This is a genomic window from Leisingera sp. ANG-M6, assembly GCF_000813905.1.
GTDB lineage: Bacteria > Pseudomonadota > Alphaproteobacteria > Rhodobacterales > Rhodobacteraceae > Leisingera.
Genome location: NZ_JWLG01000009.1, coordinates 238,200 through 257,847, shown reverse-complemented (window position 1 = coordinate 257,847; position 19,648 = coordinate 238,200). Strand labels below are relative to the sequence as shown.

At 63.6% G+C, this 19,648-nt stretch carries 19 protein-coding genes; 12 read left to right on the top strand and 7 right to left on the bottom strand.

Annotated elements, in window-relative coordinates; all coding sequences use genetic code 11:
- Positions 1–100: 100 nt before the first annotated feature.
- Genes RA24_RS07580 through RA24_RS07570 form a run of 3 tightly spaced genes read right to left on the bottom strand, consistent with a single transcriptional unit; the run spans position 101 to position 2,362 of the window.
- Positions 101–1,420 (bottom strand): MATE family efflux transporter, encoded by a 1,320-nt coding sequence (locus RA24_RS07580; RefSeq protein WP_039190788.1) that lies wholly within the window; start codon positions 1,418–1,420, stop codon positions 101–103.
- A gap of 4 nt (positions 1,421–1,424) precedes the next feature.
- On the bottom strand, positions 1,425–1,943 hold the full coding sequence (locus RA24_RS07575) for a PaaI family thioesterase (protein ID WP_019295801.1): 519 nt from the start codon (positions 1,941–1,943) through the stop codon (positions 1,425–1,427).
- A complete protein-coding gene (locus RA24_RS07570; protein ID WP_019295800.1) occupies positions 1,940–2,362 on the bottom strand; it encodes a PaaI family thioesterase in 423 nt (140 codons plus the stop codon). Before RA24_RS07570 ends, RA24_RS07575 begins: the two co-directional genes overlap by 4 nt.
- Before the next feature lie 123 nt (positions 2,363–2,485).
- Between RA24_RS07570 and RA24_RS07565 the strand changes: the two genes are divergently transcribed.
- From RA24_RS07565 to RA24_RS07525, 9 genes are all read left to right on the top strand, one after another.
- Positions 2,486–2,854 (top strand): MerR family transcriptional regulator, encoded by a 369-nt coding sequence (locus RA24_RS07565; RefSeq protein WP_019295799.1) that lies wholly within the window; start codon positions 2,486–2,488, stop codon positions 2,852–2,854.
- 285 nt (positions 2,855–3,139) lie between these two features.
- On the top strand, positions 3,140–3,541 hold the full coding sequence (locus RA24_RS07560; protein ID WP_029204772.1) for a MerR family transcriptional regulator: 402 nt from the start codon (positions 3,140–3,142) through the stop codon (positions 3,539–3,541).
- A 73-nt stretch (positions 3,542–3,614) separates the two neighbouring features.
- Complete coding sequence (locus tag RA24_RS07555; protein WP_039190786.1) at positions 3,615–5,396, top strand: acyl-CoA dehydrogenase C-terminal domain-containing protein; 1,782 nt, start codon at positions 3,615–3,617, stop codon at positions 5,394–5,396.
- 73 nt (positions 5,397–5,469) lie between these two features.
- Positions 5,470–5,682, top strand: a complete 213-nt coding sequence (locus RA24_RS07550; RefSeq protein ID WP_019295796.1) for a hypothetical protein — start codon at positions 5,470–5,472, stop codon at positions 5,680–5,682.
- 23 nt (positions 5,683–5,705) lie between these two features.
- Entirely contained in the window at positions 5,706–6,854 is a 1,149-nt protein-coding gene (locus RA24_RS07545; RefSeq protein ID WP_039152005.1) for an acyl-CoA dehydrogenase family protein, read from the top strand.
- 278 nt (positions 6,855–7,132) lie between these two features.
- Entirely contained in the window at positions 7,133–7,765 is a 633-nt protein-coding gene (locus RA24_RS07540; RefSeq protein WP_039190784.1) for a glutathione S-transferase family protein, read from the top strand.
- Positions 7,766–7,775: 10 nt separating this feature from the next.
- The gene (locus tag RA24_RS07535) at positions 7,776–8,987 is read left to right on the top strand and encodes an acetyl-CoA C-acetyltransferase (RefSeq protein WP_039190782.1); all 1,212 of its coding nucleotides are present in this window, start codon (positions 7,776–7,778) and stop codon (positions 8,985–8,987) included.
- Positions 8,987–9,472, top strand: coding sequence for a cupin domain-containing protein (locus tag RA24_RS07530; protein ID WP_019295792.1), 486 nt, complete (start codon positions 8,987–8,989; stop codon positions 9,470–9,472). Before RA24_RS07535 ends, RA24_RS07530 begins: the two co-directional genes overlap by 1 nt.
- The gene (locus tag RA24_RS07525; RefSeq protein WP_039190780.1) at positions 9,469–11,670 is read left to right on the top strand and encodes a 3-hydroxyacyl-CoA dehydrogenase NAD-binding domain-containing protein; all 2,202 of its coding nucleotides are present in this window, start codon (positions 9,469–9,471) and stop codon (positions 11,668–11,670) included. The genes RA24_RS07530 and RA24_RS07525 overlap by 4 nt, the downstream gene beginning before the upstream one ends.
- Positions 11,671–11,755: 85 nt before the next feature.
- Here RA24_RS07525 and RA24_RS07520 read toward each other — a convergent pair whose 3' ends face one another.
- The 3 genes from RA24_RS07520 to RA24_RS07510 form a co-directional block, all read right to left on the bottom strand.
- Positions 11,756–12,430 carry a Hint domain-containing protein gene (locus RA24_RS07520; RefSeq protein ID WP_039151993.1) on the bottom strand — a complete coding sequence of 225 codons (675 nt, stop codon included), beginning with the start codon at positions 12,428–12,430 and terminating at the stop codon, positions 11,756–11,758.
- Positions 12,431–12,613: 183 nt separating this feature from the next.
- Positions 12,614–13,279 carry a sulfotransferase family 2 domain-containing protein gene (locus RA24_RS07515; RefSeq protein WP_039190778.1) on the bottom strand — a complete coding sequence of 222 codons (666 nt, stop codon included), beginning with the start codon at positions 13,277–13,279 and terminating at the stop codon, positions 12,614–12,616.
- A gap of 145 nt (positions 13,280–13,424) precedes the next feature.
- Complete coding sequence (locus RA24_RS07510) at positions 13,425–14,348, bottom strand: DMT family transporter (protein ID WP_039190776.1); 924 nt, start codon at positions 14,346–14,348, stop codon at positions 13,425–13,427.
- A gap of 76 nt (positions 14,349–14,424) precedes the next feature.
- Between RA24_RS07510 and RA24_RS07505 the strand changes: the two genes are divergently transcribed.
- The 3 genes from RA24_RS07505 (at position 14,425) to RA24_RS07495 (ending at position 18,084) form a co-directional block, all read left to right on the top strand.
- Positions 14,425–16,053: an AMP-binding protein gene (locus RA24_RS07505; RefSeq protein ID WP_039190774.1), complete on the top strand. Its 1,629-nt coding sequence runs from the start codon at positions 14,425–14,427 to the stop codon at positions 16,051–16,053.
- 105 nt (positions 16,054–16,158) lie between these two features.
- A complete protein-coding gene (locus RA24_RS07500) occupies positions 16,159–17,169 on the top strand; it encodes a hypothetical protein (protein WP_019295786.1) in 1,011 nt (336 codons plus the stop codon).
- Positions 17,170–17,271: 102 nt separating this feature from the next.
- Positions 17,272–18,084, top strand: a complete 813-nt coding sequence (locus RA24_RS07495; RefSeq protein ID WP_039190772.1) for a class I SAM-dependent methyltransferase — start codon at positions 17,272–17,274, stop codon at positions 18,082–18,084.
- Between the two features lie 82 nt (positions 18,085–18,166).
- Here RA24_RS07495 and RA24_RS07490 read toward each other — a convergent pair whose 3' ends face one another.
- Positions 18,167–19,531 (bottom strand): SPOR domain-containing protein, encoded by a 1,365-nt coding sequence (locus RA24_RS07490; protein WP_039190770.1) that lies wholly within the window; start codon positions 19,529–19,531, stop codon positions 18,167–18,169.
- Between the last annotated feature and the right edge of the window lie 117 nt (positions 19,532–19,648).

Below are 19,648 nucleotides of genomic sequence, written 5' to 3'. Positions count from 1 at the left end.
CGGGAAACGGCCAAAAAATCCGGCGAGGATTTTTGGGGTTCGAAGCACCGGTTTTCCGCGCCGGAAAACAGACCGGAATTCTCGCAGAATGCCGGCTGTCTCAGACGCCCACCTGCGCCTCCAGCCGCGGGTAGCGCAGGCCCAGCGTCACGCCGCGGGCAATGTTCAGCACAATCAGTGCGCCCCACAGGCCGTGATTGCCAAAGGCCGGCACCAGCAGCAGCAGTGCCGCAACGTAGATGGCAACAGATTGCAGCATCGCCCACCGCATGTCGCGGGTCCAGGTGGCGCCGATGTAGATACCGTCGAACATATAGCTGGCAACGCTCAAGACCGGCAGCACCGCCGCCCAGACCAGGAATACACGGCCCGCTTCGCGGACCTCCGGCGACGTTGACATCAGGTCAATGAGCCATGGCCCGCCAACAGCAAAGGCGATGCCCAACAGCACTGCACCGCCCACGCCCCATTGCGAGGTGATCACCGACGCGCGGCGCACGCGGGCCCGCGCCTTGGCGCCAACCGCGCCGCCCACCAAAGCCTCAGCGGAGAAGGCAAAGCCGTCCAGTGCAAAGGCGGTGATCTCGACAAATTGCAGCAGGATCTGATTGGCGGCGAGGTTCACATCGCCGATGCCGGAGCCGATGAACAGGAAGGTGGTGAAGGACCCAGTGAGCAGCACCGATCGCACCATGATGTCGCCGTTCACCTGCATCATCCGTTTCAGTCGCGCCGGGTCGAACACCCTTCCCCAGTCGCGCCATTGATCACCGGCAAAGGCATCGCGGCAGAGATACAGCCCCAGCGCCAGCCCGGTCCATTCTGCAATCAGCGTGGCGATGGCGACGCCCTCCACACCCCAGCCGAGGCCCAGCACGAACCATAGGTCCAGCGCGATATTCAGCCCGTTCATCCAGACCTGCAGCAGGAATACGCCGCGGGTGCGCTCCACCGCGATCAGCCAGCCCGTGACCGCATAAAGCGCGATGGTGGCAGGTGCCCCCCAGATGCGGATCTGCAGGTAATCACGGGCCAGGCTTTCGACCTCGGCACTGGCGGGTGCCAGTGCGAAGGCGCCCCAGAAAACGGCGCCTTGCGCGATGATAAAGACGGCTCCGGCAGCAAAGGCCAGGAGCAGCCCGCGCATCAGAAGCGCGCCGGTTTCCCCCCAGTCCCCGGCCCCGCGCGCCTGCGCTGCGAGACCTGTGGTGCCCATGCGCAGGAAGCCGAAGATCCAGTAGATCGTCGCCAGGATGACCGCACCGATGCCCACCGCGCCAATCGGTGCAGCCTCGCCCATCTGGCCGACCACGCCGGTATCGACGGCGCCCAGAATGGGAACCGTGGCATTCGACAGCACAATCGGCAATGCGATGCTGAGCACCCGTTTATGGGTGATCTCCGTGTCCGCGCTGGTCATCCGGTCAGCCTTCGCCGTTCTGGTCCTGCGGCATCAGGAAATGGCCGGTGGCCTGGGCAAACAGCTTGTCCTTGTGATCCTGCCAGGCCTCCACATGCACCGAGGCATAGCGGCGGCCGGAACGGTTCACCCGGGCGCGGGCATAGGCATCGCGCGGCAAGCCGGAACGCAGGTAGTCGACGGTGAAGTCGATGGTCTTGGGCTGCCGCGGCAGGTTGCCCTTGGCCATTTCCGCCGGGTCCAGATCACCGCTTTCGATGCGCTGCCAAAGGTGCGACCAGTTGAGCGTGATCATCGCGGTGATTTCCAGGAAGGCCGCCGTCACCCCGCCGTGGATCGCCGGCAGGAAGGGGTTGCCGATCAGCTTGTCATCGAAATTCAGCACCGCAGTCAGCTCATCACCGCGGCGCTCGAAGGTCACGTTCAGGAAGCGGATGTAGGGCACCGAGTCGACCAGCGCCGACAGGGCTGCATCGCGGCGCTGCTTGACCACCTGGATCGGTTCGGGACGGGGGCGGCTCAAAACTTCTTCTCCACGGTAAAGGCGCCTGAGGCGGTGGCGACGGGGCGGTCCGTGTCCTCGTCCATTGCCACGGCGCGGACAAAGGCGACGGTGCGGGTGATGTGGTGGCAGGTGGCGCGGGTGGTAATGGCCTGCCCCGGTGTGGCGGGGCGCATGTAATCAATGCGCAAGTCGATGGTGGCGGTGCCGCCCGGGGCGGACGGGTGGCTCATCACCGCTGCGCCGCAGCATGTGTCCATCAGGGCTGAGACCGCGCCGCCGTGAATGACGCCGGTGGCGGGATCGCCGATCAGCTTTTCGTCATAGGCCATCCGGATCTCGGCGGTACCGTCGCCGATCTCTGTCAGCTTCATTCCCAATTGCTTGGCGTGCGGAATCGCTTCGATGAACTGGCGCGCGAGGTCGGTCTTGTCGGCCATGGGAGTGTCCTTTGGATTCTCTCCCTCATCTTTGGCCCTGCCCCGGCAAAAGCGCAAGTGTGCCGCCGCGGAGGTTGCACTGTTCGCTGCAAGTGCATAGGTTCCCGGCAAGGGAGACGACGGATGACCGACAAAAGATTGTCATTCAAGGAAATGTGCGCAGAGTTCGAGGTCACGCCGCGGACGCTGCGCTACTATGAATACATCGAATTGCTGCAGCCGGACCGCGAAGGCCGGTCGCGGTTCTACGGTGCGCGGGAGCGCGCCCGGATGAAACTGATCCTGCGCGGGCGCAAGTTCGGCTTTCAGCTGGAAGAGATCCGCCAGTGGCTGCTGATCTATGAGAAAGAGGGCAACGACGCCCAGAACCACGCCTTCATGGAAATGGCCGACCGGCAGCTGGTGGAGCTGGAAAAGCAGCGTGAGCAGATCAATGAGGCCATCGAAGAGCTGAGCGAGCTGCGCGAAAGCACCCGGGCGCTGCTTAAATAGGGCCAGCACATCTTTCCGGTAATTGAACCCCGTCCTTTTGGCGGGGTTTTTCTTTTGCAGATTCCGCTGCCGGATTCGCCAGATTTCTGGCCAGGTGCATTGGCGAAACCCGCCTGCAGACAGCCAGTCAGCCCGTAACGTTACGTCACTTTATGTTCGTTTTGCGAACCAGTAACGCCCCGCAAAGTGACGCAACGTACAACTTACGTAAACGTAAAGTCAGTCTTGATCGAAATCCGAACTGCGCACAGCTTGGGCCTGCACCAAGCCGTAAGAGTGACGATGATGACCGAAGAAACCATGACCATCCGCGAGATGTGCGAGGCCTTTGACGTGACGCCCCGCACGCTCCGGTTCTACGAAGCCAAGGAACTGCTGTTCCCGATCCGCGACGGCCAGAAGCGGCTGTTCACCAAACGCGACCGCGCCCGGCTGAAGCTGATCCTGCGCGGCAAGCGGTTCGGGTTCAGTCTGGAGGAAATCCGCCAGCTGCTGGAGCTGTACCACGTCGGCGACCAGCAGGTGACCCAGCTCACCAAGACCTATGAGGTCGCGCGTGACCGGCTCGCCGATATGGAGCGCCAGCGCGAGGAGCTGACCGAGGCAATCGAGGACCTGAAGGACCAGCTGGCCTGGGGCGAGAAGATGATCGCCTCGATGAAGGCCAAGCAGGAGGCGGCCGAATAGGCCGCCGCCCCGCCCTTTCCCGCCGGCCTGCCCGGCATTGACCACGATCACCAAGACCCTGAAGAGGACCGCAATGCCTTCCTATCGAGCCCCCGCCAAAGACGCCCAGTTCATCCTGCACGACGTGCTGAAGGTCTCCGGCCAGGACATCCCCGGATACAACGAACTGGAACCGGATTTCACCGGCGCCGTGCTGGAAGAGGCAGGCAAGATCGCCAGCGAAGTGCTGCACCCGCTGAACACGGTGGGCGACCAGGAGGGCTGCCGCCTGGAAAACGGCGTGGTCTACACCCCCAAGGGATTCCTGGAAGCCTTTGAGCAGGTGAAGGAAGGCGGCTGGACCGGGCTCGACATGCCGGAAGAATTCGGCGGCCAGAACATGCCCTATGTCATGGGCACCGCGGTGGGCGAGTTTTTCTCAGCCGCGAACCAGGCCTTTACCATGTACCAGGGCCTGACCCATGGTGCGGCCTCCGCCATTCTGGCGCATGGCACGGAAGAGCAGAAAGCAACCTATCTGCCCAACATGATCAGCTGCCAGTGGACCGGCACCATGAACCTGACCGAGCCGCATTGCGGCACCGATCTGGGCCTGATGCGCACCAAGGCGGAACCGCAGGGGGACGGCAGCTTCAAGATTTCCGGGCAGAAGATCTTCATCTCCTCCGGCGATCACGACATGGCGGAGAACATCGTGCATCTGGTGCTGGCCAAGATCCCCGGCGGTCCCGAGGGCATCAAGGGTGTCAGCCTGTTCATCGTGCCCAAATTCCTGGTGAACGAAGACGGTTCGCTGGGCGAACGTAACGGCGTCTCGGTCGGCAAGATCGAAGAGAAGATGGGCATCCACGGCAACTCCACCTGCGTGATGAACTATGACGGCGCAACCGGCTGGCTGCTGGGCGAAGAGCACAAGGGCATGCGCGCCATGTTCACCATGATGAACGAAGCCCGCCTGGGTGTCGGCATGCAGGGTCTGGCGCAGGCCGAGGCCGCCTATCAGAACGCATTGGAATACGCCAAGGACCGGCTGCAAGGCCGCGACGTGACCGGCGTTAAGAACCCGGATGGACCGGCGGACCCGCTGATCGTGCATCCGGACATCCGCCGCTCGCTGATGGATCAGAAAAGCTTTGCCGAGGGCGCGCGCGCGTTCCTGTTGTGGGGCGCCACCCTGATCGACCAGGCCCACCGCGCAGGCGACAAGGACGCGGACGGTCTGATCTCGCTGATGACGCCGGTGATCAAGGGCTTCCTGACCGACCAGGGCTATGACATGACCGTGCTGGCGCAGCAGGTCTATGGCGGCCATGGCTACATCGAGGAATGGGGCATGTCGCAATACACCCGCGACGCCCGCATCGCGATGATCTACGAGGGCGCCAACGGCGTTCAGGCGCTGGACCTGGTGGGCCGCAAGCTGGGCCAGCACGGCGGCAAATACGTTCTGGCCTTCTTTGATATGGTCAAGACCTTCTGCCAGGAAAACAAAGAGATTTCAGAGGCTTTCACCAAAGATTTCATCAAGCCGCTGCAGGCTGCCTCCAAGGATCTGCAGGCGGCTGGCATGTTCTTCATGCAGAACGGCATGAAGGACCCCAACCACGCGCTGGCAGGCTCTTATGACTTCATGCATCTGTTCGGGCAGGTCTGCCTGGGCCTGATGTGGGCGCGGATGGGCAAGGCGGCGCAGGAAGCGCTTGACGCCGGGGCCGATGACGCGGCGTTCTATGAGACGAAACTCGCAACCGGCCGGTATTACATGGCTCGGCGGCTGCCCGCGACCAAGCTGCACCTGGCCCGCATCGAAAGCGGTGCGGACACGGTGATGGCGCTGGACGCGGACGCCTTCTGATGCCTGCGGGCGTCCCCTTGCGGGGCGCCCGGTTCTGCCCCGGCCGGTGCTTTGACACGCAAAGGACCGCAAGATGCCGAAACGTTTCCGCCTGACCCGCCGCCTGCCGATCGCGATGACCGAGGACGGCTACCGCAGGCTGAAGAAGTTCGCCCAGGAGGCGGGGCTGGATGAAGGCGAAGCGCTGTCATTCCTGTTCGAGAATTTCGACAGCGTGACAGACTACGAGAACCTGAGCCACCGGCTGCGGCTGTTCAACGCCGAGCTGGAGGCGCGAAAGCGCTAGAAAAGCGCAGCAAAGGGAGAGAGATGACCGAGACGCATTCCGCATGGATGACGGACGAGCACCAGATGCTTGGGGAGATGACGGCCCAGTTCATCACCAATGAATGGGCCCCCAAGTTCGAGACCTGGCGCAAGCAGGGCCTGATGGACCGGGAGACCTGGACCCAGGCCGGCGAGCTGGGCCTTCTCCTGCCCTCGATCCCCGAGGAATACGGCGGCGCCGGTGGTGATTTCGGCCATGAGGCAGTGATCCTGATGGAAGGCAGCCGCGCCAACCTGGCCAGCTGGGGCCATGGCATCCATTCCGGCATCGTCGGCCACTACATCCTGGCCTATGGCACCGAGGAGCAGAAAGCGCGCTGGCTGCCGAAGATGGTGACCGGCGAGCTGGTTGGCGCGCTAGCGATGACAGAGCCCTCCACCGGGTCGGACGTGCAGGCGATCAAAACCAAGGCAGTGAAGGACGGCAATGCCTACCGGCTGTCGGGGCAAAAGACTTTCATCACCAACGGCCAGCACGCCAACCTGATCCTGGTGGCGGCCAAAACCGACCCGTCCCAAGGCGCCAAGGGCGTGTCGCTGGTGGCGGTTGAAACGGATGGCGCCGAGGGCTTCAGCCGCGGCCGCAACCTCGACAAGATCGGCTGCCATGCGGCGGACACGTCGGAACTGTTCTTCAGCGATGTGGAAATCCCGCCGGAGAACATCCTGGGCGGCGTCGAGGGCCAGGGGTTCTATCAGATGATGCAGCAGCTGCCGCAGGAGCGGCTGATCATCGCCTGCGGCGCGGTCGGCGCGATGGAAGGCGCGGTGGAACGCACGGTGGCCTACTGCAAGGAGCGCGAAGCCTTTGGCGGGCCGCTGACACAGTTTCAGAACACCCGCTTCAAGCTGGCCGAATGCCTGACCAAGACCAAGGTCGCGCGCGCTTTCTTGGATGAATGCATCAGTGAGCATCTGCAGGGCAAGCTGACCGTCGAGAAGGCCGCAATGGCCAAGTATTGGATCACCGACACCCAAGGCGAGGTGCTGGACGAATGCCTGCAGCTGCATGGCGGCTACGGCTACATGCAGGAATACGCCGTGGGCGAAATGTGGGCAGATGCGCGGGTGCAGCGGATCTACGGCGGCACCAACGAGATCATGAAGGAGCTGATTGCGCGGTCGCTGTAGCCGCAGGGGCCGCGGCGGGATCGCGGGAGGCTGGTGATGGATTTTGAGTATTTGGGGAAAGATGAAGCCAAGGCAGTGTCCCTGCCCCCAAGCCTTCGCCAAATGGGCAGGGACGTCTTCACCTTTCACGGCCATCGGCTCTCCAGCCTGTACCGCAAGCCCAAGGTAACAAACGGAGCGATGAGGCGGGTTAATGCCCCATCATCTTTCCAAAAATACTCCACGGGGGTGCGGGGGTGTGAAACCCCCGCTCCGCCATCCGAAACAGGGAGCAACAAATGACAATGAAACTGCATTGTTTTGGCGAAAGCGGCAACTCCTACAAAGCCGCGCTGGCGCTGGAGCTGGCCGGGCTGGACTGGGAACCGGTCTTTGTCGACTTCTTCGGCGGCGCGGCCCGCACGCCGGAGTTCCGGGAATTCTCTGCCATGGCCGAAGCTCCGGTTCTGGTAGACGGGGATGTAACGCTCAGCCAGTCGGGCGCGATCCAGCAGTACATCACCGACAAGACCGGCAAGTTTGGCGGCCGCCCTGAGGACAAATACGAAGTGCTGCGCTGGGTGCTGTGGGACAATCACAAGATGTCCAGCCAGGCCGGCATGACCCGGTTTCTGATCAACTTCCTGCCGGACCAGCACCGCTCGCAAGAAGTGATCAACTTCATGCAAGGCCGCCTGAAGGCCGCCTATGCCACGCTGGAACACCATCTGGAGGGCCGCGAGTGGATTGTTGGCGACAGCCTCACCAATGCCGACATCAGCTGCTGCAGCTACCTCTACTACCCGGAACCCTTCGGCTTTGACCGGGCCGAATGGCCGCATATCGACGCCTGGCTGGACCGCATCAGCGCCCTGCCCGGCTGGAAACACCCCTATGATTTGATGCCCGGCAACCCGTCGGACCGGGCCTGAGGAGAGCACAATGACAGACGCATATATCTATGACGCGCTGCGCACCCCGCGCGGCAAGGGACGCAAGGACGGCTCCCTGCATGAGGTGACTTCGGTCCGCCTCTCCGCCCTGACGCTGAACGCGATCAAGGAGCGCAACAACCTGGAAGGCCACGCCGTTGAGGATGTGATCTGGGGCAACGTGACCCAGGTGATGGAACAGGGCGGCTGCCTGGCGCGCTCTGCCGTACTGGCCTCGGACCTGGATGAGCGTATCCCGGGCCTGGCGATCAACCGCTTCTGCGCTTCCGGCATGGAGGCGGTGAACCTGGCGGCGAACCAGGTGAAGGGTGGTGCAGGCGATGCCTATATCGCGGGCGGCGTGGAGATGATGGGCCGGGTGGCCATGGGCTCCGACGGCGCGGCGATTGCGGTGGACCCGAGCCTCGCGATGGAGACTTATTTCGTGCCGCAGGGCATCTCGGCCGACATTATCGCAACTGAATACGGCTTTACCCGGGATCAGGCGGACGCTTTGGCAATGGAGAGCCAACGCCGGGCGGCCAAAGCCTGGGAAGAGAAGCGGTTTGAAAAGTCGGTGATCACCGTGCGGGATCAGAATGGCCTGCCGATCCTCGCCCATGACGAATACATGCGTCCCGGCACCGACATGCAGGCGCTTGGCTCGCTGAACCCGGCCTTCCAGATGATGGGCGAGCAGATGCCGGGCTTTGATAAGGTTGCGATGCTGAAATACCCGCATCTGGAACGGATCAACCACATTCACCACGCGGGCAACTCCTCTGGCATCGTGGATGGCGCTGCGGCGCTGCTGATCGGTAACAAGGAGTTCGGGATACGCCACGGCCTGAAGCCGCGCGCGCGGATCAAGGCCACCGCCAAGATCGGCACCGATCCGACCATCATGCTGACCGGCCCGGTGCCGGTGACCGAAAAGATCCTGGCCGACAACGGCATGAAAATCGGCGACCTGGACCTGTTCGAGGTGAACGAGGCCTTTGCCTCTGTCGTAATGCGCTTCCAGCAGGCGTTTGACGTCGACCCGGAGCTGGTGAACGTCAACGGCGGCTCCATCGCCATGGGCCACCCGCTGGGCGCCACCGGCGCGATCATCATCGGCACCCTGCTGGATGAGCTGGAGCGGCAGGACAAAGAATGCGGCCTCGCCACCCTGTGCATTGCATCGGGCATGGGCGCCGCAACCATCATCGAGCGCGTCTGATGCCGAAGCTGGACCTATCCCAACTGCCCTGGCGGACCGGATCGGGCTACCCCGGCAAGCTGGCCGAAGCCTGTGCGGGCCGCAGCGTGCAGCCGCTGGGCGATCCCGGCGGGCTCAGCCAGTTCGGTGTCAACATCGTACGGCTGGAGCCTGGCGCGGCCTCCTCCCTGCGCCATTACCATATGGAGCAGGACGAGTTCGTGATGGTGACAGAGGGCACCTGCACACTGATCGACGATCAGGGCGCGCATGAGATGATGCCCGGCGACTGCGCAGCATTCCCGGCAGGGGACGAGAACGGCCACCATCTGGTGAACCGTTCGGACAAGCCTGCCGCCTTTCTGGTGGTGGGCACCCGCACCGCAACTGAGACCGGCTATTACAGCGATTTGGACATGATGGTGAAATTCGCAAGCGGCGAGTTCACCTTTACCCGCAAGGACGGCAGCCCGCTGACGGCTGACCAGACCGGAGAAGACACATGAGCGATTTCAAATACGACGTGGACGCAGACGGCGTCGCAATCATCACCTGGGATGCCGAAGGAAAGTCCATGAACGTCCTCACCCGCGAGGCCTTTGGCCTGGTGGAGGAATACGTGGACCGGGCGCTGGAGGACGACGCCGTCAAGGGCATCGTGATCACCAGCGGCAAGAAAGACTTTGCCGGCGGCATGGACCTCAATGTTCTGGCGACCATCCGCGAGGAATCGGGGGAGAACCCGGCCCAAGGCCTCTTTGACTTCACCATGGGCGGCCACCGCATCCTGCGCAAGCTGGAGTTAGCGGGCATGGATCCCAAGACCAAGAAGGGCGGCAAGCCGGTGGCCTGTGCCATCAACGGCACCTGCGCCGGCATCGGCACCGAGATTGCGCTGGCCTGCCATCACCGGGTGATGACCAGCAACCCGAAGGCCAAGATCGGCCTGCCGGAGATCATGATCGGCATCTTCCCCGGCGGCGGCGGCACCACCCGGTATTCCCGCATGGTGGGCGCAATGGCCGCCGCTCCGGTCCTGCTGGAAGGCAAGATGATGGACCCGAAGAAAGCCAAGGGCGCCCAGCTGATCGACGCGGTTTCCGACGATGCGCTGGCGGCGGCCAAGGAGTGGGTGCTGAACGCCAAGGACGCCGATCTGGTCAAGCCCTGGGACGCCAAGGGCTACAAGATGCCGGGCGGCGCCCCATATCACCCCGCGGGCTTCATGACCTTTGTCGGTGCCTCCGCGATGGTGCACGGTAAGACCCAGGGCGCCTTCCCGGCGGCCAAGGCGCTGCTGTCCTCCATCTACGAAGGCGCGCTGGTCGATTTCGACACCGCACTGAAGATCGAGGCGCGCTGGTTCACCAATGTGCTGATGAACCCGTCGTCCTCCGCCATGATCCGCAGCCTGTTCCTGAACAAGCAGGCGCTGGAGAAGGGCGCAGTGCGGCCCAAGGACGTGCCGGACCAGTCGGTCAAGAAAATCGGCGTGCTGGGTGCGGGCATGATGGGCGCGGGCATCGCGCTGGTGTCGGCTCAGGCCGGCATGGAGGTGGTGCTGATTGACCGTGACCAGGACGCCGCCGACAAGGGCAAGGCCTATTCCGCCGCCTATATGGACAAGGGCATCAAGCGCGGCAAGGCAACCGAGGAGAAGAAAGAAGCGCTGCTGGCGCAGATCACCGCCACCCCGGATCTGGACGCGCTGAAGGGCTGCGACCTGATCATTGAGGCCGTGTTCGAAGACCCGGGTGTCAAGGCCGAGATGACCCAAAAGGTCGAGGCGATCATTCCCGAGGACTGCATCTTTGCCTCCAACACCTCCACCCTGCCGATCACCGAGCTGGCCAAAGCATCGAGCCGGCCGGACCAGTTCATCGGCATCCATTTTTTCTCGCCGGTCGAGAAGATGTTCCTGGTGGAGATCATCAAGGGCAAAGAAACCGGCGACCGCGCGGTGGCCAAGGCGCTGGATTATGTGCGCCAGATCCGCAAGACGCCGATTGTGGTCAACGACGCGCGCTTCTTCTACGCCAACCGCTGCATCCTGCCCTATATCAACGAGGGCCTGCGGATGATCACCGAGGGCGTCAGCCCGGTGCTGATCGACAACGCTGCGCGCCAGCTGGGCTTCCCGGTGGGTCCGGTGCAGTTGACCGATGAGACCTCGATTGATCTCGGCGCCAAGATTGCCCGTGCCACCAAGGCGGCGATGGGTGATGCCTACCCGGAAAGCCCGGCGGATGACCTGATCTTCTGGATGGAAGAACTGGGCCGTCTGGGCCGGAAGTCGAACGCGGGCTTCTTCGAGTATGACGACAAAGGCAAGCGCGCCGGATACTGGACCGGCCTGCAGGAGAAGTACCCGCTGGCATCCGAACAGCCCGACCTGATCGAGGTGCAGGAACGGCTGATGTTCGCGCAGGTGCTGGAAGCGGTCCGGGCGCTGGAGGAAGGCGTGCTGATGGATATCCGCGAGGGCGACGTCGGCGCCATCCTGGCCTGGGGCTTTGCGCCGTGGTCCGGCGGCCCGCTCAGCTGGCTGGACATCCTGGGCACGCCCTATGCGGCGGAGCGTTGCGACAGCCTGACGGAGCAGTTCGGCGAGCGTTTCGCCTGCCCGGAACTGCTGCGGGAGATGGCGGAGAAGGGCCAGAGCTTCTACACCCGCTTTGCGCCGGAAACTTCTGCGGCGGCCTGAAGGCAAACATAAAACGAGGAAAGGCCAGCGCCCATGCGCTGGCCTTTTTTATGCCTTATCAGCAAGTTGAATGCCGAAACTGATCTTACATTCTGACCTCAGGCTGCAAAGCGCCGGCAGCGGCGCCTGCGGGCCAGTATTCTTCCTCAGCCATCATCGACAGAACCAGGCCGCGGGCCTCATCCGGGTTCAGCACGCGGTAGGCGCCTTGTTCGGAGAACACCCGGCCGCACATCAGGTTCGCCGGTGCCGCCGAGTAGCCCAGCATCCCGGCTTCCAGATAGATCACCTGATCCTCGGCAAATCGCGGCATCACCAGTTCCAGCTGGGCGCCCGGATGCATCCGGCGGATACCGCGGTAGCCTTCCAGGGCGCAAGCCGGAACGATGGCAAAGGGATCACCCTGGGCGTCTTCCACCAGTTCGCTTTCCAACAGCACGCCTTGATCCGGCATCAGCCACATCGGCACCCGGTTCATCAGCGCATCGCGCGGCACAAACAGCGGACAGCGGGCAGGTTCCAGATCGCCCTCTGCCGGGATCATGACCTCGCGCTGCAACTCCACCACGGTTTGCATGCCGTGATCGAAGGTCAGCACCTTGTCACCGGGCGTCAGCGCCTCCACCGGGCGCCAGCCCAGGTTAGAGGCCACATGGGTGCCCGCCAGGAAACCGCCCTGACCCACGGCGACCAGGGGAAAGCCGCTGTTCATGACCCCGCCAGCCGGGGTGCTCGTGCGTTTCAGAAGCCAGTCCAGCATCCGCTTTCCTTTCCAGAGGCTGCGGAGAACCCCCAACAGCCAGCCCGATAATTTTTTCCTTTGATCCTTGCCGCTTATGGGACGGAACTAAGGCGAAAACCGGACATTGTTCACGTTTCTGCGCCGATCTGCCAAACCTTTGCCGGATTAGGCTCCGGCCAGGCGCAATCAGCGCGCTACACGCTATCTGGATAGGAGAGAATCGTTAAAAGAGTATTCAAATTGCGCGATATCCTGCGCGCAGGCTTCGGCCACGGCCCCAGCCGCGGCATCGTCATAATAGACCCGCCAGTCGCGCTGGCGGCCGCTTTCATTGACCACTGGCAGTTCAAGGGAAAACCCGAGGTGATCAAACAGCAGCTGCGCATCGCTCTGGAAATGCTCCAGCCGGATATAAAGCTGGCACTGCTCCGCCCCGTCCGCGCGGCGCATGTAGGAAGACGCCGGGCTGCTGCAGAAGGCTGCGATGATCTCCGGGTGCTGCACAAAGGCACGGAACTCTTGCGCCTTCGCCAGGCCGATGGCCGGATGATCGAAGCTCTGCTCGCGCAACCAGTGGTAATAGCTGACCGCGCGGTCCCAGGGATTGCGCACCAGGGTAAAGGCAAAGAGGCCTTTCAAAGTGTCCTCAGGCACCAGCCCTTCGATATCGGCCAGGGTGGAATGCTTCCACAGCCGCCCGCGTGCCTCAGCGTCCTTCAGGCGGCGGCGGCGCTTCAGGGCCTTTGGCGTATCCCCTAGCATCATGTCATCGGCCATGGCACGCGCCTCCAGCGCCAGCGCCAATGCGGTGCCGCCGGTCTTGGGGATATGGATAAAAACGTACCGGCGGCCATGGGACAGGATCATGCCCCGACCCTAGGATATTGATCTGGGTAAGGAAACGATGGATTTACGCCTGCTGTGAAGCGCCTCGCAGACCCATTCACCTTTGCGCAAATACTCCGGGGTGAATTGGCCCCGGTGGGGCCAAGAGGGGCAGCGCCCCTTCCCTTCACTTCGAACGCAGCGCGATGGTGGTGCCGGCCGTGATGATCAGACCGATCCCCAGCATTTGCCAGAGGTTCAGCGCCTGCCCCCAATAGGCCCAGGCAACCCCCGGCCCGACGATCATCACCGAGTATTCGAACACAGCGACATAAGAGGCCTCACCCAGCTGGTAGGCCTTGGTGATCAGGAACACGCCACCCACTGCTGCGCAGCCCTGCAGCAGGATCAGGTGCGGGATCTCCCACAGCGGCCAGACCCAGCCGCGGGTGACAAAACCGTCCGCTCCCGCAGGCACGTCCTGCGGCCAGATCTCCAGCCCCGCCAGCAGCATCGCCCCCAGCACACCCTGCACCAGCAAGTAGACGAACAGCATCGCCACCGTGCTTTCGCCCTGACAGTAGAGGCCCGTGGCCAGCGAACCGAGCGCATAGAACAGCCCGCCCGCCACCGGCACCAGGATCAGCCAATTGAAGGCGGCAGGATCGGGCTGCAGCACCATCATGACACCCGCAAAACCGCCGAGCACCGCGCCGACACGGATCCAGCCGATCCGCATCTTCAGGAACAGGACGGAAATCACCACGATCAGGATCGGCGAGGTGAACAGCCCGGCCAGCGCCTGGGCAATCGGCATCAGCGCCACGGCGGAGAAGTAGAAAACCATCGACACCGCCACCAGCACCGCACGCAGCAGTACAGCGCCGAAGTTGCGGCAGCGCAGCCCGCCCAGTCCGGCGCGCGCCATCAGCCACAGGAACGGCAGTGCGACAAATGTGCGCAACAGGTAGAACTGGCCGAGCCCGATGGTCTCCGCCATCAGCGGCACGGCGTTGTCGGTGATGCCGATAATCAGCATTGCCGCCAGCATGGCCTGTGCGGCTGCGGTCTGGCTGGTGCCCGGGGCGGAGAGTGCGGCTGTTTGTTTCATACCCTTCCCATTGCCCGCAACTTTCCGCAATATCTGTCCTCTAAGCGACACCAAAGTGATTCAGGGGAGGAAACTGATGGGGTGGATGGCGGATGAAACCGGTCTGGAGAAGACCGCCGCGAATTATGTGCCGCTGTCGCCGCTCAGCCATCTGCAGCGGGCGGCGCAGGTGTTTCCGGACCGTTTGGCGGTCAGCTATGGCAAGCACCGCAAGAGTTATGCGGAATACCATGAGCGCTGCACCCGTCTGGCCTCCGGCCTTGTCAAACTGGGGGTAAAGCCCGGCGATGTGGTGGCGACCTTGCTGCCGAACATCCCCGCCCAGGCAGAGGCGCATTTCGGCGTGCCGGCCTGCGGCGCGGTGCTCAACACCATCAACACCCGGCTGGATGTGAGCACGGTTGCCTATATCTTCGCCCACGGCGAGGCCAAGGCCGTGCTGGTCGACCCGCAGTTCATTGAGCTGGCAGAGGCCGCCGTCGAAGAGATGGAAGGCCCCGCCCCGGTCCTGATCGAGGTGGCCGACGATCAGGCGAGCTGGCACGCCACCGGCCGTCACATGGAATACGAGGTGCTGCTGGCCAGCGGCGACCCGGACTTCCAGTGGATCATGCCCGAGGATGAGTGGGAAAGCCTGGCGCTGAACTATACCTCCGGCACCACCGGGCGGCCCAAGGGCGTGGTCTATCACCACCGCGGCGCCTATCTGATGACCATGGGCACGGTGGTGTCCTGGCGCATGGTGCTGCACCCGGTTTATCTGACCATCGTGCCGCTGTTCCATTGCAACGGCTGGAACCACACCTGGATGATGCCGCTGGTTGGCGGCACCCTGGTCTGCTGCCGCGATATCACAGCGCAGAACATCTACAACGCCATCCACTACGAAGGCGTCACCCATTTCGGCGGCGCCCCGATCGTACTGAACATGATCGTCAACGCGCTGGATGAGGAGCGCCGCACCTTTGACCATACGGTCGAGGTCTTCACCGCCGGCGCCCCGCCCGCCCCTGCGACCTTGTCGAAGATCGAAAACCTCGGCTTCAACATCACCCATGTCTACGGGCTGACCGAGACCTTCGGCCATGTCACCGAATGCTATTGGAAGGCACAGGATTGGGACGCGCTGGACAAGGCGGGCATCGCCGCCAAGAAATCGCGCCAGGGCGTCGCGATGCCGATGCTGGAGCCGGTGGTGGTGCGCGACAGCGAGCACAACGTGCTGCCGATGGACGGCCAGGCCCAAGGCGAGATTGCCCTGCGCGGCAATGTGGTGATGAAAGGGTATCTGAAGAACCCCGAAGCCACGGCGGAGGCCTTCAAGAACGGTTACTTCAACTCCGGCGACCTCGCCGTCCAGCACCCCGACGGCTACATCCAGATCGCTGACCGGGCCAAGGACATCATCATTTCCGGCGGCGAGAACATCTCCTCAGTCGAAGTGGAGGGGGTGCTGATGGCCCACCCGGATGTACTGCTGGCCGCGGTTGCGGCGATGCCGGATGAGAAATGGGGCGAGGTGCCCTGCGCCTTTGTCGAGCTGAAAGCCGGTGCCAAGGAAGACGCCGCGGCGCTGATCGCCTTCACTCGCGAGACGCTCGCAGGCTTTAAGGCGCCCAAGAAAGTGGTGTTCCAGGAGTTGCCCAAGACCTCCACCGGCAAGATCCAGAAGTTCGAGCTGAGAAAAATCGCCAAGTCCCTGTGATTTTTCACAGCGAAACGGCACTAAGGGGCGGCAAAGCAAATTGCCGCCCCTGTTTTATGTGCTTATTCTGGCGGCAACGAGACGGATGGGGACCGGGCAAGCTGCATGACGGCATTGAAGGAATTTGAGCGGCTGGAGGCTGCGGGCCTGTGGCGCGCTGATCCTGAGGCCCAGCGGCGGGATGTGATCATCTCGCTGGGCGATGCAACGCTGACCATTGCCAGCATGAACGACCAGCCGCTGGCGCATTGGTCGCTGGCCGCAGTGGAACGTGCCAATCCCGGTGAGTTCCCGGCCCTGTTCCACCCCGACGGCGACCCCGGCGAAACGCTGGAGCTAGCGGAAGACGAAACCGCGATGCTGGAGGCCATTGCCCGGGTGCAGAATGCGATTGGGCGGTCGCGTGCACGGCCGGGGCGGCTGCGGGCGGTCAGTATCCTGGGCACACTGGCGCTGGTGCTGGCGCTGCTGGTTCTGTGGCTGCCGGGTGCCGTGACCCGCCATGCGGTCAGCGTCGTGCCTGATATCAAACGCAAGGCCATCGGACAGGCGCTCTTGGGGCGGATCGAGCGGGTCTCCGGCCCGGCCTGCGCCACCCCGGAGGCGGCACCGATCCTGAAGAACCTGGCGCAGCGCACCGGCGTGCGGCAGCTGGCGATTCTGCGCTCCGGCATTCCCGGCAGCCTGCATCTGCCCGGCGGCATCGTTCTTTTGAACCGCTCGTTCGTCGAGGATTTCGAGGATCCGGCGGTTGCCGCCGGAGCCATCCTGGCAGAACGCGCCCGGGCAGAGGCCAGCGACCCGATGCAGGAGCTGCTGGAGGCCGGCGGCTTCGTCTCCACCTTCAAGCTGCTGACCACCGGCGAGCTGGACCGCGCCGCGCTGGATGCCTATTCCGAGGCCACCCTGTCCAGTCCCCGGCCCCAACTGCCCGACGAGGTGCTGCTGGCGGAGTTTGCCCGCGCTGCCCTGCCCTCCTCCCCCTATGCCTATGCGCTGGACATCACCGGCGAGACGGTGCTGGGGCTGATCGAAGCCGATCCCATGGCCGGCCGCGAGCTGGAGCCGGTTCTGAACGACCGCGACTGGGTGCAGCTGCAGAACATCTGCGGCTGACCTCACTTTCTACTCCCCTGTCCCCTGCCAATCGCGAAAATGCGCCGGATCTGCTAGGATCGTCAAACCTGCGCAAACGCACGATCAGGGGGGACGTGAGCCATGCCGGACAACTCAGCCAGTTTCACCGGGGATATTCCCAGTCACTATGACAGCGGCCTGGGGCCGGTGATTTTCTACAACTATGCAGATGATCTGGCCGCCCGATGCCGCAACCTGGCGCCGCAAAACGTTCTGGAGCTGGCAGCAGGCACCGGCATTGTCTCGCAGCGGCTGCGGCGCAGGCTGGCGCCGGACTGCACGCTGACGGTCACCGATCTGAACGAGCCGATGCTGCAGCTGGCAAAGGCAAAACTGTCCGATACAACAAGTGTCACCTTCCAGCCCGCCGACGCGATGGCGCTGCCATTTGCGGATGGCAGCTTTGATCTGATTGCCTGCCAGTTCGGGGTGATGTTCTTCCCGGACAAGGCGGCAGCTTTCCGGGAAGCCGCACGGGTGCTGAAACCCGGTGGGCACTATGTCTTCAATGTCTGGGCACCGATGGCAAAGAACCCGTTTGCGGAAATCGCCGACTTGGCCGCGGCGGAGTTCTTTCCTGCGGATCCGCCGGGATTTTACAAGGTGCCGTTCCACTATGGCGATCCCGAAGCCGTGAAAGGCGATCTGAATGATGACGACTGGTCCGGCATCCGCCATGAAACGGTCCGGCAGGACAAGACCATTGACGACCCGGAGAAATTCGCCGAGGCGCTGGTTTACGGCAACCCGATGATTGATGAAATCCGGTCCAGGGGTGGTGTCGACCCGGACGAGGTTGCCAGCGCCATTCTGGACGCCCTTCGCGGCCGTTTCGGACCGCCGCCTTTGAGGATGCCGCTGGAGGCCGTGGTCTTTACCTGCCGCCGGCACTAGCCATTGAGTGCCGGGCCGCATCTGTCCTGGTGCCGAAAAGGCCGGGCAGACGCCCGGCCTGTGAAATTTAGGGTTCGAAGTCTTACTTGCTAAGCCGGGCGCCGCTGAAACCGGCGCGCTGCACCTTGGCCAGTGCTGCGGCTGCCTGTGCTTCACCCTGGTAGGGTCCCGCCAGAACCACCTTGTAAGGCTGCCCCTTGCGGCTGACGGTACCAAGACGCACTGTCAGGCCGGCGGACGCCAGTTTGCGGGCGGCTGCCTTGGCCTGTGCTGGTTCGGCATAGGTCGCTGCACGGACATAGCGGCTGGCCGGTGCAAGCTGATCCGGTACCGCAGCGCCGGGAGCCGAGCGGGTCGACAGGCGCAAGCCTTTGGGCTGTGCCTCTGCCGGGCTGAGCCGCGCACCGCGCGGCAGTTTGACTGCGGGCCGGTCCAGCGGCAGCTGAACCAGCTTGCGGGGCACGCCGCCGGTCCAGATCTGCGCCATCTGCGCATCGCCTTCCGGGGTGCGCACGCCGCGCATTGGGTTCATCCGCCCGTCTTCGCGTGCCACTGTCTCATATCCTGCAGGGGCCTGGGCAAAACTGGTCACCACTGCGGGCCGCACGGTGCGTTCCGCCCGCTGCGGATTCAGCCGCCCGTCGGTCCAGACCGGGCGGTAGCCCTCCGGCACCGTGAAACTGTTGCTGAGACGGCGGTCCTGGTAGATGTGGGTCTGCACCACGCGGGTATTCGGGGTGAGCCGCACTGAACTCTGCGGCCCGATTTCCTGACTGCCATAGGTCACTGGCGGAGCATCCTGAGGGCCGCAGCGCACGCCCGAAGAACCCGCGTATTGGCGGCTGATATCGGAAAGGCCCGCGCAGGAGGTATTGCCTGCAGGCTTCGCCGCCGGAACCGGAGCGGGCGCTGGCTTGGGCGCGACGCGCACGACCTTCTTGGCCGCGGGCTTGGGCGCTGCAGGCGCCGTGGCAGCTGCGGCCGGCCGGACACTGGTCGTTTGCGGGGTGCGGCGCGGCTTGGCGGTGGTGACAGACTGCGGCGGCGTGCTTGAGGCTGCCGGCTTGGGCTGCACAGCGGCAGGTTTGGCCGGAGCCGGGGCCGGCTTAGCCGCGGCGGTTTGCGCAGGCTGCTGGCTGGGCTCGAGGGTGATCAGCTCAGGCGCTGCGCTCCGCTGCTGCTGCCGGGTTGCGCCGGCGACCTTAGTGGGCGCATAGCCGCATAACTGCTTGCGGGAGCGGGAAACCCGCGGAACCCAGCTGACATTGCCGTCGATGCCTGCACGGATGTAGATACAGCCGCGGCTGTCGACATACTGCTTGCCCTTGTAAGATGCGGGCGGATACTCAGCGGGCGGACGGGTTTCACGCAGGGTTTGTGCCTGTATCCCTGCGGCGCCAGCAGCCCCCGCGATGATGGCCAGTGCAATAATTCTAGTTATTTTCATTCCTGAGCCCCACAAAATATGGCTGCAGGATGCCCGAAACTGGCCTGTGAGTAAAGATTCTGCGGCAACAATAAGGCCGCACTCCGGCAATTTTTGCGCGAATTGCAACTAATTCAC

Excerpts from the sequence above, each read along its gene's own strand:
- RA24_RS07490 (WP_039190770.1), bottom strand. The coding sequence starts at position 19,531 with ATGAAAATAACTAGAATTATTGCACTGGCCATCATCGCGGGGGCTGCT.
- RA24_RS07540 (WP_039190784.1), top strand. The coding sequence starts at position 7,133 with ATGACAATGAAACTGCATTGTTTTGGCGAAAGCGGCAACTCCTACAAA.
- RA24_RS07555 (WP_039190786.1), top strand. The coding sequence starts at position 3,615 with ATGCCTTCCTATCGAGCCCCCGCCAAAGACGCCCAGTTCATCCTGCAC.
- RA24_RS07510 (WP_039190776.1), bottom strand. The coding sequence starts at position 14,348 with ATGAAACAAACAGCCGCACTCTCCGCCCCGGGCACCAGCCAGACCGCA.
- RA24_RS07500 (WP_019295786.1), top strand. The coding sequence starts at position 16,159 with ATGACGGCATTGAAGGAATTTGAGCGGCTGGAGGCTGCGGGCCTGTGG.
- RA24_RS07535 (WP_039190782.1), top strand. The coding sequence starts at position 7,776 with ATGACAGACGCATATATCTATGACGCGCTGCGCACCCCGCGCGGCAAG.
- RA24_RS07495 (WP_039190772.1), top strand. The coding sequence starts at position 17,272 with ATGCCGGACAACTCAGCCAGTTTCACCGGGGATATTCCCAGTCACTAT.
- RA24_RS07550 (WP_019295796.1), top strand. The coding sequence starts at position 5,470 with ATGCCGAAACGTTTCCGCCTGACCCGCCGCCTGCCGATCGCGATGACC.
- RA24_RS07525 (WP_039190780.1), top strand. The coding sequence starts at position 9,469 with ATGAGCGATTTCAAATACGACGTGGACGCAGACGGCGTCGCAATCATC.
- RA24_RS07520 (WP_039151993.1), bottom strand. The coding sequence starts at position 12,430 with ATGCTGGACTGGCTTCTGAAACGCACGAGCACCCCGGCTGGCGGGGTC.
- RA24_RS07530 (WP_019295792.1), top strand. The coding sequence starts at position 8,987 with ATGCCGAAGCTGGACCTATCCCAACTGCCCTGGCGGACCGGATCGGGC.
- RA24_RS07580 (WP_039190788.1), bottom strand. The coding sequence starts at position 1,420 with ATGACCAGCGCGGACACGGAGATCACCCATAAACGGGTGCTCAGCATC.
- RA24_RS07515 (WP_039190778.1), bottom strand. The coding sequence starts at position 13,279 with ATGATCCTGTCCCATGGCCGCCGGTACGTTTTTATCCATATCCCCAAG.
- RA24_RS07565 (WP_019295799.1), top strand. The coding sequence starts at position 2,486 with ATGACCGACAAAAGATTGTCATTCAAGGAAATGTGCGCAGAGTTCGAG.
- RA24_RS07570 (WP_019295800.1), bottom strand. The coding sequence starts at position 2,362 with ATGGCCGACAAGACCGACCTCGCGCGCCAGTTCATCGAAGCGATTCCG.
- RA24_RS07505 (WP_039190774.1), top strand. The coding sequence starts at position 14,425 with ATGGGGTGGATGGCGGATGAAACCGGTCTGGAGAAGACCGCCGCGAAT.
- RA24_RS07560 (WP_029204772.1), top strand. The coding sequence starts at position 3,140 with ATGACCGAAGAAACCATGACCATCCGCGAGATGTGCGAGGCCTTTGAC.
- RA24_RS07545 (WP_039152005.1), top strand. The coding sequence starts at position 5,706 with ATGACCGAGACGCATTCCGCATGGATGACGGACGAGCACCAGATGCTT.